Origin of the sequence: Mycobacterium sp. VKM Ac-1816D (assembly GCF_000416385.1) — a bacterium.
Classification (GTDB): Bacteria; Actinomycetota; Actinomycetes; order Mycobacteriales; family Mycobacteriaceae; genus Mycobacterium; species Mycobacterium neoaurum_A.
Map to the genome: position 1 here is coordinate 202787 of NZ_AOHQ01000144.1, position 15270 is coordinate 218056.

Annotated in this window: 14 protein-coding genes; 10 read left to right on the plus strand and 4 right to left on the minus strand. The window is 66.3% G+C overall.

Annotated elements, in window-relative coordinates:
- Window positions 1-199: 199 nt before the first annotated feature.
- Genes G154_RS22815 through G154_RS22830 form a run of 4 tightly spaced genes read left to right on the plus strand, consistent with a single transcriptional unit; the run spans window position 200 to window position 4330 of the window.
- A complete protein-coding gene (locus tag G154_RS22815; RefSeq protein ID WP_019514508.1) occupies window positions 200-622 on the plus strand; it encodes an MmpS family transport accessory protein in 423 nt (140 codons plus the stop codon).
- On the plus strand, window positions 619-3522 hold the full coding sequence (locus G154_RS22820) for an RND family transporter (protein ID WP_019514509.1): 2904 nt from the start codon (window positions 619-621) through the stop codon (window positions 3520-3522). The genes G154_RS22815 and G154_RS22820 overlap by 4 nt, the downstream gene beginning before the upstream one ends.
- On the plus strand, window positions 3519-3857 hold the full coding sequence (locus G154_RS22825; RefSeq protein ID WP_023985523.1) for a DUF732 domain-containing protein: 339 nt from the start codon (window positions 3519-3521) through the stop codon (window positions 3855-3857). Before G154_RS22820 ends, G154_RS22825 begins: the two co-directional genes overlap by 4 nt.
- A gap of 38 nt (window positions 3858-3895) precedes the next feature.
- Entirely contained in the window at window positions 3896-4330 is a 435-nt protein-coding gene (locus tag G154_RS22830) for a DUF5078 domain-containing protein (protein ID WP_023985524.1), read from the plus strand.
- 53 nt (window positions 4331-4383) lie between these two features.
- Here the strand turns inward: G154_RS22830 and G154_RS22835 are convergent, their stop codons facing one another.
- On the minus strand, window positions 4384-5025 hold the full coding sequence (locus tag G154_RS22835; protein WP_019514512.1) for a TetR/AcrR family transcriptional regulator: 642 nt from the start codon (window positions 5023-5025) through the stop codon (window positions 4384-4386).
- 70 nt (window positions 5026-5095) lie between these two features.
- On the opposite strand from G154_RS22835, the gene G154_RS22840 reads away from it, so the two are divergent.
- The 6 genes from G154_RS22840 to G154_RS22865 all read left to right on the plus strand — a co-directional run bounded on the left by G154_RS22840 (window position 5096) and on the right by G154_RS22865 (window position 12796).
- A complete protein-coding gene (locus tag G154_RS22840; protein ID WP_019514513.1) occupies window positions 5096-6310 on the plus strand; it encodes an oxygenase MpaB family protein in 1215 nt (404 codons plus the stop codon).
- Between the two features lie 219 nt (window positions 6311-6529).
- Complete coding sequence (gene panD, locus G154_RS22845; protein ID WP_023985525.1) at window positions 6530-6937, plus strand: aspartate 1-decarboxylase; 408 nt, start codon at window positions 6530-6532, stop codon at window positions 6935-6937.
- Window positions 6937-8274 (plus strand): lysine N(6)-hydroxylase/L-ornithine N(5)-oxygenase family protein, encoded by a 1338-nt coding sequence (locus tag G154_RS22850; protein WP_019514515.1) that lies wholly within the window; start codon window positions 6937-6939, stop codon window positions 8272-8274. The genes panD and G154_RS22850 overlap by 1 nt, the downstream gene beginning before the upstream one ends.
- A 207-nt stretch (window positions 8275-8481) precedes the next feature.
- Window positions 8482-10158, plus strand: coding sequence for an ABC transporter ATP-binding protein (locus G154_RS22855; RefSeq protein ID WP_023985526.1), 1677 nt, complete (start codon window positions 8482-8484; stop codon window positions 10156-10158).
- Window positions 10155-11924: an ABC transporter ATP-binding protein gene (locus G154_RS22860; RefSeq protein ID WP_019514517.1), complete on the plus strand. Its 1770-nt coding sequence runs from the start codon at window positions 10155-10157 to the stop codon at window positions 11922-11924. Before G154_RS22855 ends, G154_RS22860 begins: the two co-directional genes overlap by 4 nt.
- 107 nt (window positions 11925-12031) lie before the next feature.
- On the plus strand, window positions 12032-12796 hold the full coding sequence (locus tag G154_RS22865) for a DUF2127 domain-containing protein (RefSeq protein WP_031601413.1): 765 nt from the start codon (window positions 12032-12034) through the stop codon (window positions 12794-12796).
- Here the strand turns inward: G154_RS22865 and G154_RS22870 are convergent, their stop codons facing one another.
- From G154_RS22870 to G154_RS22880, 3 genes are all read right to left on the minus strand, one after another.
- Window positions 12797-14230: an AMP-binding protein gene (locus G154_RS22870; protein WP_019514519.1), complete on the minus strand. Its 1434-nt coding sequence runs from the start codon at window positions 14228-14230 to the stop codon at window positions 12797-12799.
- A 22-nt stretch (window positions 14231-14252) separates the two neighbouring features.
- Window positions 14253-14834 carry a hypothetical protein gene (locus G154_RS22875; RefSeq protein WP_045546495.1) on the minus strand — a complete coding sequence of 194 codons (582 nt, stop codon included), beginning with the start codon at window positions 14832-14834 and terminating at the stop codon, window positions 14253-14255.
- Window positions 14835-14977: 143 nt separating this feature from the next.
- On the minus strand, window positions 14978-15214 hold the full coding sequence (locus G154_RS22880; RefSeq protein ID WP_019514521.1) for a hypothetical protein: 237 nt from the start codon (window positions 15212-15214) through the stop codon (window positions 14978-14980).
- Window positions 15215-15270: the final 56 nt, after the last annotated feature.

The window sequence follows — 15270 nt, forward strand, 5'->3', positions numbered from 1 at the left end:
GCCCACTTTAGTGATGAGCCTTACCGTTGGCTAGAAGCGGATTGACTCTATCCACTTAAGAAGCTTAGATTCTCTCAGGATCGCTCGCCGCCCATCGTTGCGCGGTGTCACCCGATGGAAAGGCTTGATCAGTCGTGGGGATTTCAGGATGTGTGAACGCGTTGCGTAGCAGCCGTTCCGGCGCGCATCGAGCAGAGCGGTGAACGTCGTCAAACGGGTCTGGCTACCCGTCCTGGTCATCGGCGCGATCGTGGTCGGTGGTCTGACCGTCTCGCAGTTGCGTTCGGTGTTCGGTTCCGACGGCGCCATCGTCACCCCGATCGACGCCGACACCGCCGAGAACTTCAACCCGAAGGTCGTGAAATACGAGATCTTCGGTACCGGCTCCTACGCCAAGATCAACTACGCCGATCTGGACGGGAAGCCCCAGCGCACAGGCGAAGTCAGCCTGCCGTGGACCCTGACCCTTGAGACGACGCTGCCCTCGGTGATGCCCAACATCATGGCCCAGGGCGACGGTTCCTCCATCAGCTGCCGCGTCACCGTCGACGACGAGGTCAAAGACGAAAGGACGGCTGAAGGTATGAACGCCGCCACCTACTGCCTGGTGAAGGCCGCATGAGCACCTCCCTGGACGATGCGCCGACCGGCCCCATCCCGCCCGCCCGCCATGCCGCCGCAAGCCGGCCCAAGCTGCCGCGCTTCATCCGCGCCTTCGCCGTGCCGATCGTGCTCATCTGGATCGCCATCGTCGCGATCCTGAACACCGTCGTCCCGCAGCTCGAAGAGGTCGGCAAGCTCCGCGCGGTCTCCATGAGCCCGAACGACGCGCCCGCGCTGATCGCCACCAAGCATGTCGGCGAGAAGTTCCAGGAGTACGACACCTCCAGCTCGGTGATGATCGTGCTCGAAGGCGATCAACCCCTCGGCGCCGATGCGCACACGTTCTACGACGAAATCGTCCGAAAGCTCAACGCCGACACCAAGCACGTCCAGCACGTCCAGGACTTCTGGGGCGACAGCCTGACCGCGGCCGGTGCGCAGAGCATCGACGGCAAGGCCGCCTACGTTCAGGTCTACATCGCCGGTGACCAGGGCGAGGCGCTGGCCAACGAGTCGGTGCAGACGGTCCGTGACCTCGTAGAAAGTACGCCAGCACCTTCCGGCGTCGCGGCATATGTCACCGGTCCCGCCGCGCTGACCACCGATCAGAACATCGTCGGTGACGCCAGCATGAAGACCATCGAGGGCGTGACGATCGGCATCATCATCGTGATGCTGTTGATCATCTACCGGTCGGTCGTCACGACGGCGGTGGTCATGTCGATGGTCTTCGTCGGCCTGCTGTCCGCGCGCGGAATCGTCTCATTCCTCGGCTTTTACGAGGTGTTCGGCCTGACGACGTTCGCCACCAGCATGGTGGTGACGCTGGCCATCGCCGCGGCCACCGACTACGCGATCTTCCTGATCGGTCGATATCAAGAGGCCCGCCGGTCGGGACTGGACCGCGAAGACGCCTACTACGACATGTTCCACGGCACGGCACACGTGGTGCTCGCCTCGGGTATGACGATCGCCGGCGCGACGCTGTGCCTGCACTTCACCCGGCTGCCCTACTTCCAGAGCATGGGCTTCCCGCTGGCCGTCGGTATGACGATCGTGGTGGCCGCCGCGCTGACGATGGGTCCCGCGCTGATCTCGATCGTGACGCGATTCGGCAAGGTGCTGGAGCCCAAGGGCACTGCGCGGGCGCGTGGTTGGCGCAAGCTCGGCACCGCCACGGTGCGCTGGCCCGGCGCCATCCTGGTCGGTGCGATGGTCCTGTGCCTGGTCGGCTTGCTGACCCTGCCCGGCTACCACACCACCTACAACGACCGGATCTATCTGCCCGACACCGTGCCCGCCAACGTCGGCTACGCCGCCGCGGACCGGCACTTCTCGGACGCCAAGATGAATCCCGATCTGGTGATGGTCGAGGCCGACCACGATCTGCGTAATCCGGCGGACTTCCTGGTGATCGACAAGATCGCCAAGGCGTTGATCAAGGTGCACGGTATCGCCTCGGTCACCACCATCACCCGGCCCGACGGCAAGCCGATCAAGCATTCGACGCTGGCCTACACCGTGTCCCAGAGCGGAAACGGCCAGATCATGAACAACGACTTCCAGCAGACGGTACTGGACAACACGTTGCAGCAGGCCAACGACCTGCAGGTGAGCATCGACTCGATGGAAACCATGTACAACGTCACGCTGCAACTCGCCGAGGTGACCCGGCGGATGGCGGACAAGATGTCCGACACCTCGGACAATCTCAACGAGGTGCGTGATCACCTGGCGGACTTCGATGATCAGTTCCGGCCGCTGCGCAACTACTTCTACTGGGAACCGCACTGCTTCGACATCCCGCTGTGCTGGTCGATGCGGTCGGTGTTCGACAGCCTGGACGGCATCAGCACCATGAGTGACGATTTCACCGAAATCGTCCCCGATCTGCAGGAGATGGCTCGGCTCACGCCACAGATGGCTGCGGTACTGCCGGCACAGATCCAGACGCTGAAGAACCAGAAGCAGATCATGCTGAACCAGTACCAGGCGCAGCGTATGCAGCAGGACCAGAACATGGCCAACCTGGACGACAACACCGCGATGGGGGAGGCCTTCGACGCCGCCCGCAACGACGACACGTTCTACCTGCCGCCCGAGGCTTTCCAGACCGCGGACTTCCAGCGCGGTATGAAGCTGATGATGTCGCCGGACGGAAAGGCCGTGCGTTTCACGGTCTTCCATCAGGGTGATCCGCTGACCGAGGACGGTACCGAGCGCATCGATCCGATGCGGGTCGCCGTGGCCGACGCCATCAAGGGCACCCCGCTGGAAGGGTCCACGGTCTATGTCGGTGGCAGCGCCGCAATGTACAAGGACATGCAGCAGGGTGCCGACTACGACCTGCTGATCGCCGCGGTCGCCTCGCTGATCCTGATCTTCTTGATCATGGTGATCCTGACCCGGGCCGTGGCGGCGGCAGCCGTCATCGTCGGCACCGTCGTGCTCAGTCTCGGTTCGGCGTTCGGCCTCTCGGTCCTGGTGTGGCAGCACATCGTCGGAATCCCGTTGGGCTGGATGGTGCTACCGATGTCGGTGATCGTGCTGCTGGCTGTCGGTGCGGACTACAATCTGCTCCTTGTCTCGCGCATGAAGGAAGAGGTGCACGCCGGCATCCACACGGGGATCATCCGATCCATGGCCGGTACGGGCTCGGTGGTCACCGCGGCCGGCTTCGTGTTCGCCTTCACCATGATCGGCATGCTGGTCTCCGACATGATCGTGATCGGCCAGGTGGGCAGCACCATCGGCTTGGGTCTGCTCTTCGACACCCTGATCGTGCGGTCGTTGATGACACCGTCGATCGCGGCGCTGATGGGCCGGTGGTTCTGGTGGCCACTGCAGGTGCGGCCACGCCCGAAGCCGCAGCCGTGGCCGAAACCGTTGCAGCGCAGTCCGGAAGAGGTGCTCTCATGAGACGATTTGTGATCGCGGCGGCCGCGGCGTTGACGATGGTGTTGCCGATCGGAACCGCCACCGCGGTCGCCGATCGGGACACCGACTTCGCCAACGAACTGCACGGCTTCGGGATCTACGGCCAGCGAGACTTCAACGCCTGGATGGCCAAGATCACCTGTAAGCGAATCGACACCGGAGTCGACGCCACCGCAACGGATTCCGCGCATTTCCTGGCGCAGAACCTGGCGCGGACGAACAGCACCGCGCAGGTCTATCAGTTCCTCGGGACCGCACTGCGCATGTACTGCCCGGTGCACCTGGACAAGTTGACGGTCAATCAGGAGCAGCCATGAACGCCCACACCCACAACCGGCCCGTCCGAACCACACTCATGCTGGCCGTCGCCGCGTTGTCGGCGGCGGTGCTCGGCTCGCCGTCGGCGCAGGCCGATGCCACCGACGAGTACCCCATCCCCAGCAAGCAGATCGAAACCCAGTGTGACGCCGAGCAGTATCTGGCCGCGGCACGCGACACCAGCCCGATCTACTTCGAGCGGTACATGTTGGACAAGAGCAACCGGCCCCTCGATGTGCAGCAGATGGCCGTCGACCGCATCCATTGGTTCTATTCACTCGATGCCGCGGGACGCCGCCAGTACTCCGAGGACACCGCCACCAACATCTACTACGAGCAGGTGGCCACCCGCTGGGGCAACTGGGCCAAGGTGTTCTTCAACAACAAGGGCGTGGTGGCCAAGGCCGCCGCGGTGTGCATGAACTACCCGCGCGGTGACATGTCCGTGTGGGCCTGGCCCGTCGCCCGTTGACCCGATGATTTCGGCGCGCTCGCGCTCGCGCAGCGATCGTCAGCGCGCCGAAATCACTGGGTAGGGGAGTGTGCGAGCCCGCGGAACAGCGCCACACACATCTCGGCGGCCACCGCGGCCAACTCCGCGGGCGCCAGTTGCGGATCGGACAACCAGTCCTCGATCAGCTGGTTGACCCCGCCGACGATGAAGAGCGCGCCGCGGCGCAACTCGGCCGGTCCGGGCACCTCGCCGTCGAGGACGTCGGGCGCCCGCAGGGTCACCTCGTCGGTGATGAGATCCAGGATCTTGCCGCGGTGTTCGGTCAGGCCGGGCACGGTGCTGACGTCCCCGGTGGAGATCCGATGCACGTGCGGGTCGGCGGCAATGATCTCCAGGAACGCCGTCAAGGCCGAGCGCAGTTTGTCGGCCAGCGTGCCGGGATCGCCCACACCCGCCGCGACCATCGCGGCCAACAGTTGATCGCGCACATCATCGGCCACCGCGAAGATCAATGCCTCGCGGTTGTCGAACTGCTCATAGAAGTACCGGGTGATCAGCCCGGCCTGGGCGCACACGCCGCGGACGGTGACTTCCGCCACCCCGGATTCGCCCCAGAGTTGGCGGCCCGCGGCGAGCAGGCGGCGTCTGCGATCGGCGCGACGGTCGGTTGCGCTGATCCCGCCGTAATCCCGCTCCACCTTCGCGCGGTTCATTGACAGCACCCTACCCGCGCCCTAAATTCGGACGACGCATGTAATCCAAAGTGTGTAGAACGGAGCCGAGATGAGCGTGCCGACGCGACACCCGCACCGTCCGGGTGCGGTACCTGGCGCTATCCGACTGCTTGCCGGCCTCCTCGGACTCGACCAACCCGATCACGACCAGTGGCGCAGGCTGGGTGAGCGGCTGACCGTCGGTGACGAGGCCGCCGACCGACTGGTCGAGTGGATGCTGCAAGCCGGTATGGCGGAAACGCGGCCGCTGTTCGAGCGCGCGCTGGCCCAGGGGATCGCCGGGGTCCCGGACGCGCCGGCGCCGCTGCGCGAGTTCTTCGACATTGTGGAGACGGTGCCCGATTGGGTCGACTGGAAGCTGATCCGGCGCGGCGAACGGGCCATGCGCCGCGGCGGTGCCGACGGCATGTATATCGCGCGTGATGTCTCACTGCTGGGTGGATACCAGTTCTCCGGGTTCAACAAGACCCTGGTGCGCACGGGCGCCCTTGAGAAGGGGTCGAACAAGCGATTCGCCGAGACGATGCAGTGGGCGATGGACGTCATCTCCGAAAACGGTATGGACCCCGGCGGTGTCGGCTACCGATCGACCCTGCGGGTTCGTCTGATCCATGCGATGGTGCGGCGCCACGTGGCGGCCATGCCCGACTGGCGCGGCGCGGAATGGGGTCTGCCCATCAACCAGACCGATATGGCGGCGACATTGGTCGGCGCCCTGATCGCGCCCTCTGCGGGCGGAATCGGTATGGGCCTGCTGTTGTCCCCGGGCGACTATGCCGGCATCGCACACCTGACCCGCTACGTCGGATGGCTCATCGGGGTCGACGACGAATGGTTGCCGTGCGATTACCGCGATGGCATCCGGGTGCTGTTCCACACGTTGACGGCGCTGGCGCAACCCGACGAGTCCACCAGGGCGCTGGCGGTGCCGATGGCCCAGGATCCGATGGGGTGGCACTACGAGAATCTCAGCGGTATCCGCCGTAGGGTGGCCCGGGCGCAGCACCTGTCGGTGACGAGCGCCTTCCTGGGACCGCGGGCCATGCGCGCGCTGGGCCTGCCGGCCCATGTGCTGCCGTGGTACCCGGCGTTGCGTCTACCGGTCAATATGCTGCGCAGCCTGCGGGTGCTGGTGCGGCCCGCGCTGGCCGATGCCGATGCCGCCCGGGGTGATCGAGAGCAGAAGGCGTTACTTCACACGATGATCGGCGATGCCCAGGCTCGGATCGGCGATTCCGCCGCGCACGTGGTGCAGGTCGCCTGAATCCGAGCCTTTACTGACGCGGGCGAATATTCGCCGAAGCGCTGGTGAGGGTGCGTGAGCAGGTGGTACCGAAAAGTACCGGTTGCGGGCGGTGGCGAGGCCGCCGGTGCCATGGGCGGCATGTAGCGTTGTGACCGATATAAGGGTAGGTTAACCTACGCTTGAACGCAGATCCGTAGGTCTGCGGGGAGTCGAACTCAATAAGTGATGGAGGGACTTGTGTTCCGAACCATGTTGGGGGGCAAGGTGCATCGCGCCACTGTCACCCAAGCTGACCTGCACTACGTCGGTTCGATCACCATCGACCAGGATCTCATGCGGGCGGCGGACATCCTGGACGGCGAGCAGGTCGACGTCGTCGATATCACCAACGGAGCGCGCCTGACCACCTATGCGATAACCGGCGCGGCCGGCTCGGGCGTCATCGGAATCAACGGTGCCGCAGCACATCTGGTGCACCCGGGTGATCTCGTGATCATTCTCACCTACCGCACGGTCGAGGAAAGCGAGCTCGGCGAACACATTCCGCGGGTTGTCCACGTCGACGGCGACAACCGGATCGTCGCGCTGGGCAGCGATCCGTCCGAGCCGGTGCCCGGGGCTGTCGACCAGCTCACGGGAGCCTGATGTCCAGCACCGCCGTGAACGGCACCAGCGCCAACGGTGGCCGGCGGGTTCTCGATGTCGTCGGCGTGGGCTTCGGCCCGTCCAACCTGGGCCTGGCCATCGCGATCGAGGAGTTCAACGAACAACGGCCCGCAGCCGGGCGGATCACTGCCGAGTTCGTCGAGGCGAAGCCCCGATTCGGTTGGCACACCGGGATGCTCATCCCCGGCACTACCATGCAGATCTCCTTCCTCAAGGATCTCGCCAGTCAACGCAACGTGCAGAGCCGATACACGTTCCTGAGCTATGTGACCGATCGCGGGCGTCTCAACGACTTCATCAACCACCAGACCTTCTTCCCGACGCGCTTGGAGTTCCACGATTATCTGGAGTGGGCCGCCGAACGGGTGGCGGCAACGGTGCGCTACGGCACCAGGGCGCTCGCCGTGCGCGATGAGGGACACTGTCTGGCAATCGATGTCGAGCATGTCGAGACGTCGCGTCGGGAAACCCTGCTGGCCAGGACGGTCGTGCTGGCGGGCGGCCTGAAGCCGCATCTGCCGCGCGGTGTCACCGAAACCGCGCGCCAGTTCCACAACCACGAATTGCTGACCAAGATCAAGGATGTCCCGTCGACCGCCCACGATCGATTCGTCGTGGTGGGTGCGGGTCAGAGCGCCGCGGAAGTCACCGACTACCTGCACTCCACGTATCCCGACGCGGAGGTTCACGGGGTCTTCGCCAAGTACGGATACAGTCCGGCCGACGACAGTCCCTACGCCAACCGGATCTTCGATCCCGCCGCGGTGGACGACTTCTACGCCGCGGAAACATCTGTGCGGCAACGCCTGATCGACTATCACCGGTCGACCAACTACTCCTGCGTGGATCTGCCTCTGATCGAGGACCTGTACACCAAGGAGTATGCCGAGCGCGTCGCCGGTCGTCGACGACTGTTCTTCCGCGGCGCGTCGGAGGTGCGACAAGCCGTCGAAAGTGACAGCGGTGTGCAGGTGACGATCGAGCATCTGCCGACCCGCTCGGTCGATGTGTTGGACTGCGATGCCGTGGTCTACGCCACCGGCTTCATCCCGATGCCGCTTCCCGACATGCTCGGTGAGCTGTACGATCTCGCGCGATTCGGGCCCGATCGACCCGAGCTGACCCGCGATTACCGACTCGAGGTCAGCAGGCAGATATCCGGCGCCATCTACCTGCAGGGCGGTACCGAACATACGCACGGCCTCAGTTCGTCGCTGCTGTCCAACATCGCGGTACGCAGCGGTGAGATCGTGAGCTCCATCGCCGAGCATGTCGGACTGGCCGAGCGGACCCCCGAACTGGCGGTCGGCCACTGAGGTGACCTGCGCGGATCGGTCAGATATATGGGTTGCGTTGCTGCTGTGCAGCTTTGCTAGTGTCGGGACGTTCGACCGGGCACGCGGCAGGCGCTCCGGAAACGATGCAGGCGCATAGGAGTTTCATTGTCGGGCAATCCGTTGGACGACTCGAGCTCCGATGTCACCCCCGGAGACGGTGGCGGGCGGACCCGGACCGGGGCCGCCATCCTGTGGCGCACCGTCACCCGTAACGCGCGCAGGCTGACCAGCGGGTCATTGCTGATCTGCGGCCATCAGCTCTGCGAGGCAATGGTTCCGGTACTCATCGGTGTGCTCGTCGATCGCGCCGTCAAACCCGGCGACGCCACGCAGTTGGTCATCTGGATCGGTGTCCTGGCGGCGCTGTTCGCCGTGCTGACCTCGTGCTACCGCTTCGGTGCTCGACACCTGATGCGCGCGATCGCCACTGAGGGACACCAGCTGCGCATCGACCTGGCGGCCAGGATCCTGGACCCACGGCGCCTGCGGACCTCGCAGCGCTCCGGTGAACTCCTGTCGATCGCCAGCACCGACGCCGACAACGTGTCCTACCTGCTGGACTACATCCCGCGGATCGCCGGTGCCATCACCGCCATCGTGGTGTGTGCCACGGTGCTGCTGACCATCGACGTGCCGCTCGGTCTCGCGGTGTTGATCGGCACACCGGTGATCCTGTTCGCGTTGCAGTTCGGCGGACCGGTGATCACCCGGCGAGTCGCCGAACAACAGGAGGCCGCCGGTGAGGCCACCGCGATGTCGGCCGATCTGGTTGCCGGTCTGCGGCCGCTGCGCGGTATCGGTGCCGAACACGCCGCTGCCGCGCGCTACCGCACCGTCAGCCGGGATGCCCTGCGCGCCAGCATCAGAGCGGCGCGCGCCCAGGGTGTGTATCTCGGCTTCTCCAGCGTGCTGAGCTCACTGTTGGCGGTCGGGATCGCGGTGCTGGCCGGCTGGCTGGCGCTGCGGGGGAGCATCACCGTCGGACAGCTCATCACCGTGATCGGACTCGCCCAATTCCTGCTCGAACCATTCGGCACGATGGCCGAGGCCCCGAGCTGGATCGCCGAGGCGCGCGCCTCGGCTGAACGTGTCGGCTGGATCGAGGACGCCACGTTCGCATTGACACCCGGTGCAACGACCCTCGATGGAGCTGCACCGCACGGCATCGCGCTCGACCGGGTCGGGTACGGCGGGCTCAGGGATATCAGCTTGACGGTGGCACCGGGACAGTTCGTCGGGGTGGTCACGACCAGGTCGAGTGACGCGGAGGCTCTGGTCGGCGTGCTGTCCGGCCGTGTCGCACGCGAGGAGTACACCGGCCAGATCCGGGTCGCTGGTGTGCCTCTGGAAGATCTCGGTCTCGACGAGGCGCGCCGCGCCCTGCTGGTCGAACCACACCGGACCGACCTGTTCACCGGTTCGGTGCGCAGTAATCTCGGTGCTGGGCGAGATCCGGATGTCCTCGCCGGTGCGCTGCACGCGTCGAATGCGGTGGATGTCATCGATGCCCACCCCGACGGCCTCGACCACATCGTGACCGAACGCGGCTCCAGTCTTTCGGGTGGTCAGCGCCAGCGGCTGACGCTGGCGCGCGCCTTGCTGCGGGCAGCGCCGGTGCTCGTGCTACATGAACCCACGACGGCGGTGGACGCGGTCACCGAAGATGCGGTGGCACAAGGGATCGCGGGCCTGCGCCACGGACCGGACGCAGAAGGCTTCGCCACCGTCATCGTGACGTGCAGTCCGGCCCTGTTGGCGGTGTCCGACCGCGTCGTGCTCGTCGACGACGGCCGGGTGACGCTCGAGGGCACCCACGAGGATCTGATGCTTCGTCCGGAGTATCGATCGGCGGTGTTGCGATGAGCGCCGATATTCTGCCCGTCGCAAGCGGTCGCGCGACGTGGCGATGGTTGCGCCACGAACTCCGCGGTCGCCCAGGGGTACTCGTGGGCACGGTGTTGGTCGGAATCCTCGCCGCGGGGGCCGCGGTCTTGCCGGTGTACGTGCTCGGCGCTCTCGTCGACCGGATCATCGACGGTTCACCGTCCTCGGTCATCGTGACCATCGCGGCCGCGCTGGTCGCCGCGGCACTGGTGGGCGGCGCGGCCACGGGTGCGTCGAATTATCTGATCGCCCGGCTCGGTTCGGTGATGCTGGCCGATCTGCGTGAGGCGGGTGTGGACCGCGCCCTCGCCCTGCCGACGACCACGGTGGAGCGGGTAGGACGCGGAGATCTGCTGTCGCGGGTCAGCACCGACGTCGCGACCATCGCCAAGGCCGTCAACGAGGTCATCCCGACGATGTTCTCGGCGCTGATGCTGACGGCGTTGACGCTGGCGTCGATGCTCGGCGTGGATTGGCGACTGGCCATCGCCGGCGCCGTCTCGATTCCGTTCTACCTGTTGGCATTGCGGTGGTATCTGCCGCGGTCGGCGCCGCGGTACGCCGAGGAACGGCGCGTCATCGCAGAGCGGTCGCAGGTGCTGATGGAAAGCATGCTGGGCGCGCCCACCGTGCACGCCTACCATTCGCACGCGTCTCACCAGCGTGATATCGAGGATGCCTCGGCGCGGGTGCGGGACATCTCCATCGGGGTGTTCACGTTCTTCACCCGGTTCGTCGGGCGGGTCAACGGCTCCGAATTCATCGGACTTTCCGTCATTTTGGTGACCGGCTTCTGGTTGGTCTCCGACGGCGCCGTCACCGTCGGCCAGACCACCGCCGCGGCGCTGTTGTTCCATCGACTCTTCAACCCGATCAGCATGCTGCTGTTCACCGCCGACGAGGCGCAGTCCGCCGGTGCCAGTCTGGCCAGGCTGGTCGGTCTGGTGAGCATTCCACAACCGCCTGCCGTCAGCGGGACCGAGGTGCCACCACGCGACACCTCGCTGGAGCTGACCAACCTCGAATTCAGCTATGACGGAGATCATCCCGTCCTGCGCGATGTCAGCATCCGGCTGGACCCCGGGCAACGGGTGGCACTTGTCGGTTCGACCGGTGCCGGCAAATCGACCGTGGCCGGTATTGCGGCCGGGGTCCTGCACCCGCAGCGCGGCCAGGTCCGGATCGGCGGTGTGTTGCTGGACGACATGACCGCCGAGCAGCGTCGTCGGCATGTCGCCATCATCAGCCAGGACGTCCACGTGTTCGCCGGGGCGCTCGCCGAGGATCTGCGGCTCGCCAAACCGGATGCCTCCGACGACGAGATCGCGGCGGCGCTGCACACCGTCGGAGCAGAACAATGGGTCGCCACACTCAGCGACGGTGTGCACACCATCGTGGGTGAGGGCGGCCACGAGCTCACCGCCGCCCAGGCCCAGCAGGTTGCCCTGGCGCGGTTGCTGTTGCTCGATCCGGCCGTGGCGATCCTCGACGAGGCGACCGCCGAGGCGGGCAGCCTCGGTGCGCGCGACCTGGAACGGGCCGCGGCCGCCGTCACCGCCGGGCGCACCACCCTCATCGTGGCGCACCGGTTGACCCAGGCGGCCACCGCCGACCGGATCATCGTGATGGCGCACGGCGCGATCATCGAGGAGGGCACGCACGACGAACTCGTGGCGGCACAGGGCAGTTACGCTCAGCTGTGGCGCGCCTGGACCGCCCACCACACGGCATCCGAGGGAAACTGAGCCGACCACGCCGGCACTGACCGGCGTGGTCTGCGCCATAGGCGTTCTCGTACGCTGACGGTACGAGGATGCGCGCCGAGATGGCGGGCCGGCGCCGGGAGGATGCGATGCGGATCGATTTCGCGCTGCGGTCGTGCGGTCTGCACGGGCACGCGACCTTCGCCCCCGACGAGCCCGAGTTGCGCGACCGGCTGCGGGTGGACACCCCGGTCGGGGAGGCGTGGCGCTGCCTGCGCTGCGAAACGTTCGTCGTGGGTCCGCCGCGCGGGCGCGGTCCCGCCGATACCGCCCCCGAGGTACCGCGCGGCCGGTTGCTGCGCGACCGCACCCTGATGCGGGTGCTGGCCGTCGAACGGGTCATCCGGGCGCTGATCGTCCTGCTGGGTGCGGTGGCGGTGTTCAAGCTGCGCGGCGCCCGCGCCGAGTACCAGCAGAAGTTCGAGGCCGAGTTGCCGTTGATCAAGCCGCTCAGCGATCAGATCGGTTGGAACATCGAGGACTCGAAGATCGTGCAGCACATCGGGGAGGCCTTCACGCTGTCGGAGACCACCCTGCTGTGGGTCGGCATCGGCCTGATCGGCTACGCCCTCATCGAACTGATCGAGGCCGTCGGGCTGTGGTCGATGAAACGGTGGGGCGAGTATTTCGCCGTCATTGCCACCAGTGCCTTCTTGCCTTTGGAGATCTACGAGCTGACCGAGAAGGTGACCGCACTCCGGGTGCTTGCGGTGCTGATCAACATCGTGGCAGTGGTGTGGTTGTTGTGGAGCAAGCGGCTGTTCGGACTCAACGGTGGCGGCGCGGCTTACCACGCCGAGCACCACACCGAGAGTCTGCTCAGCGTCGAGCGCGCCGGCCTGAACCGCGCCTGATCACACCGCCGCGCGGGCCTGATGGCGCACGGCCTCCTTGGCCACCTTGCCGTTGCTGGTCAACGGCAACCGGTCGACGAAGAGCACATGCCTTGGACGTTTGAACGCAGCGAGTCGGGCGCGCACATGGGTGATCAGCTCTTCGGCGCGCACCGGTGTCACCGCCACGACGACGGCGCAGATCGCCTCGCCCCAGTAGGGATCCGGGACGCCGACGACCGCGACCTGCCCCACGCACGGATGCAGTGACAGCACGTCCTCGACCTCTCGGGAGGAGACGTTCTCACCACCGGTGATGATGACGTCCTTGAGCCGGTCGGTGACCACCAGCCTGCCGTGCTCGTCGCGGATGCCGATATCACCGGTGGGCAACCAGCCGTCGACGGTAACCGGGCTGTCCGGCCAGTACCGTGCGGCCACCTGTGCCCCGCGGACCAGGATTTCACCGTTCGCCGCGATCCGGACCTCGACCTCGGCGTGTGGTCGGCCGGCACTGCGCAGGATTGCCGGGTCCGCGCTGCGATGGTCGTCCGGTCCCAGAAATGTGACGTTGCCGCCGGTTTCGGTCATGCCGTAGCCCTGGTGGAATCCCACTCCCAACGTGTCCACGGCGCGGCGCAGCAGATCGGCCGGGATGGCCGCCGAGCCATAGCTGATATCGCGCAGGGTCGGCAGAGTCTGCCCGGTCTGCTCGAGATGGGCCAACAGGCTGTGCAACATGGTCGGGGCCAACGAACACGACGTGACACCGTGCGCGTGCACCGTGGAAACGAAGGTATCGGGCCGAAAAGCCGCCACCGGCAGCACCGTCGAGGCGCGGGAATGGTGGACCAGCATGTTGTAGCCGGCGATGTGACACATCGGGAACGGCAGCAGATAGACCCCACCGGAGGGCACCGCCCGGCCCGCCGCCGTGCCGCGCACCGCTGTGGTGATCGACCGGTGGGTGTGCAGCACCCCCTTGGGAGTGCCGGTCGAACCGCTGGTGAACAGCAGCCAGGCCGGATCGTCGGGCGCTGGGGCATCGGCGCACACATCGGCGGGAAACCGTTTCCAGTCGACATCGCCGAAAGGTACCGAGGAATGGGGGAGCGCATCCAGGTAGCCGCGGTCACCGAGCACCAGGGTCGGCTCGGCCGAGCCGAGCGCGGTGAGCTGCTCTGCGGGGCTGAGGCGTTGGTTGATCATGGTGAGGATGCGGCCGCTACGCGGGACGGCGTAGTAGAGCCGGGCATAGTCGGGACTGTTGTCGGCGACGACCGCGATGCGATCCCCGGGCGCGCTGTGCGCGGCCACCCAGGATGCGAGCCGACGAACCTGAGAGTCGAACTGCGCGAAGCTGATCGATTCACCGTCGGCACCGATGACGGCGGCGCGGTCCGGAGCCTTCGCGGCCGCGGCCGACACCAGCTCGTGGATCAGATCTATGCTCATCGCCGGTGACGTTACGCGGTGCTCAATCGATATCGGGCAAGACCAGTGCGAGCATGGTGTCCAGCCGGTCGGCCATGTCGTGGTAGGTCATGACTCCGGCGCGTACCTGCAGCAGGGCGCCCCAGAACAACGTCTCCACGGTTTCGAGTACTTCCGGCCACGCTCCGACCCCGAGCGCGGCAGCGCTGCGGCGGTGCACCTCGGCGGCCACCCGTGCGCGCACCCCGGCGACCGCGTCGTCGTCCTCACACAGCAGTGCCCTGGCGCATGCCGCCGCGAGCAGCGGCTCATCGGCCATCACCAGTGTGATCGCACGCAGTTGATCGCCGACCCTGGCGCGCATCGGTGCGGTCGGGTCGATGACCAGGGCCAGATCGTGCAGGCGGGTCAGGTACAGCTCGGCGAAGACGGTATCGACGGTCGGGAAGTGGGCCGAGACGTCGGCCGGCGTGATCCGTGCCCGTGCGGCAAGCTCGGTCAGCGACAGTTCGGCACGGGCGTCCAGGATCGCCGTCGCGGCGCCGAACACCCGACGGTGGGTGCGCTTGCGCCGGGACGCCTGGTCCCACAGGTAGGTGACATCAGCCGCCGCTGCGCTGGACATGTGTCCAAGATAGAGCTGCGCCGAATGGATCGCAATGTGGAGCTTCGACAAGGGATTATCGGCGTCGACCATGCCCGGTGCGCACGGTCGGGTTCTCCTTGCGGGCGCCGGCCAGACAACTGTCCAGTGCTGGCGGGTTGGGCTCAGCCCTGCGCGGCCGCGGGTACGTCGCGGGGCCGCCTGCCGGGCCGCCCGAGCGCGAACCTATAGAGCGTCACTCCGGGCATCATGACCGGCCAGAGCCCGCCGAACACGGCGCTCACCACGACCAACGCGAGGTTGACCCGGTGTCCACTGAGTCGGATGATGCGCCAGAACCAGGCGCCACTCGCCACGCCCACCACCAGGTAGGCAGCAACGGTGAGCGCTGAGATCTCCATGACAAGATCAGCGTACCTATCGTCAAGCGGCGATGGCAGCAAAGATCTGAGAGAAG